The organism is Curtobacterium sp. MCBA15_016 (assembly GCF_001865105.1).
Taxonomy (GTDB): domain Bacteria; phylum Actinomycetota; class Actinomycetes; order Actinomycetales; family Microbacteriaceae; genus Curtobacterium.
On sequence record NZ_MJGR01000047.1, the window covers coordinates 4080 to 5296 of the forward strand.

Genomic DNA, 1217 nt, shown 5'->3' on the forward strand with positions numbered 1-1217 from the left:
TCGGCCAGCTCGCCGGCTCGGGTCGTGTGAACGCCCGGACGTACTCGCGCGACCCCGACCTCCGCTCGCTGATCGGCGTCGTGCCGTTCGGCCTGTCGTCGACGCCGCCGGTGCACGACCAGCAGCGGGTCAAGGGCGTCGTCCCCGGCATCGGGAAGAACGACAAGCTCGTCGTCTGGGGCGGCGGCATCTACGACTGGTTCGACCCGATCACGCTCGTCCGCGCCATCGGCCGGCTCGCCGCGAAGAAGCCGAGCGTCAAGCTCTTCTTCATGGGTGTGCAGCACCCGAACCCGGACGTGCCCGAGATGGACATCGTCGCCAAGGTGCGCGCCGAGGCCGATGCACTCGGGCTGACCGGCAAGAACGTGTTCTTCAACGACGCGTGGATCCCGTACGAGGAACGCGGCGCCTACCTGCTCGAGGCCGACGCCGGCGTCTCGACGCACTACGAGCACCTCGAGACCACGTTCTCGTTCCGCACCCGCATCCTCGACTACCTGTGGGCGCGCCTGCCGATCGTCACGACCGCCGGTGACTCCTTCGGTGACCTCGTCGCCGAGGAGAAGCTCGGCATCGCCGTGCACGAGCAGGACATCGACGGCCTGGCCGCAGCGCTCGAGACGGCGCTCTTCGACAAGAAGGCCCGTGCCGAGTTCATCGGCAACGTCGACCGCGTGCGCGAGCAGTTCACGTGGGAGAACGTCCTCGCCCCGCTCGTCGAGTTCTGCCGGAACCCGATCCGCGCGGCCGACAAGAGCGTCCGCGACACCTCGTCGACGATCCAGCCGCACGCCATGCGCGTGCGCGTCCCGGACCGCAAGAAGCTCTACGGCGTCCGTCACGACCTCGGTCGCGCCGTGCACTACTTCCGGACCGAGGGCCCGCGGAGCGTCGCGGGCAAGATCAAGCGTCGGCTGCAGAACCGGTGACCGCGGGCGCCACGGCGCTCGTCATCGTCCCGACCTACAACGAAGCCGAGAACGTCCGCACGATCGCCGCAGCCGTCCTGGGCGCGCTGCCGGACGCACACCTGCTCGTCGTCGACGATGCCAGCCCCGACGGCACGGGTGACCTCGTGCGGCAGCTCGCCGCCGCGGACGACCGGGTGCACCTGCTCGAACGCTCCGGCAAGCTCGGCCTCGGGACGGCCTACGTCGCCGGCTTCCGGTGGGGGCTCGAGCGCGGGTACCCGCTGCTCGTCGAGATGGACGCGG

General features: G+C 70.1%; 2 protein-coding genes. Both read left to right on the plus strand.

Annotated features, from left to right (window positions below):
- The coding region (locus BIV03_RS16785; RefSeq protein WP_139202047.1) for a glycosyltransferase family 4 protein at window positions 1-932 on the plus strand (932 nt) is incomplete at its 5' end.
- Window positions 929-1217, plus strand: a 289-nt coding sequence (locus BIV03_RS16790) for a glycosyltransferase (protein ID WP_139202048.1), incomplete at its 3' end; no start/stop codon positions are given. The genes BIV03_RS16785 and BIV03_RS16790, both read left to right, overlap by 4 nt.